Origin of the sequence: Kocuria rhizophila, from assembly GCF_003667225.1 — a bacterium.
GTDB lineage: Bacteria > Actinomycetota > Actinomycetes > Actinomycetales > Micrococcaceae > Kocuria > Kocuria rhizophila.
Genome location: NZ_RCOM01000188.1, coordinates 1 through 401, shown reverse-complemented (window position 1 = coordinate 401; position 401 = coordinate 1). Strand labels below are relative to the sequence as shown.

The 401-nt window shown below is 67.6% G+C and carries 1 protein-coding gene; it reads right to left on the bottom strand.

The window, feature by feature from the left end; genetic code table 11:
- Positions 1 to 140 precede the first annotated feature (140 nt).
- Positions 141 to 401 (bottom strand): nitrile hydratase subunit alpha (locus D9R02_RS11940; protein WP_183086000.1); only part of this gene is annotated, 261 nt, incomplete at its 5' end.

Genomic DNA, 401 nt, shown 5'->3' with positions numbered 1-401 from the left:
TCGCACAGCCCGTCGAGGCTCGACTTCCACGGCGGCACAGGGTTTTCCACGCCGTACTTGGCCGCCATGACGGGCCAGATCTGGTTGCGCTCGATGATGCGCTTGAGAGTGGTGGGCTCTTCGGGCATATCAGCCATGTCTCACCCCGCCGGATGGATCGCGGGACGGGTGTCGACGAGCACGTTGGTGGTGACGCCGGGCTTGGGCAGCGCGACGCCGATCAGGCAGTCGCGCGTGATGATCTCGGCGAGCTGGTCCTCGGTCCAGCCCTCGGTGCCCTCGGGCCGCATCGGCATGACCATGAAGCGGTGCTTCTGGTTGGAGTCCTCGACGCGGACCTCGACGTCGTCGGGCAGGTACAGGCCGAACTCGGCGAGCACCTGCCGCGGCCAGCGCACGAG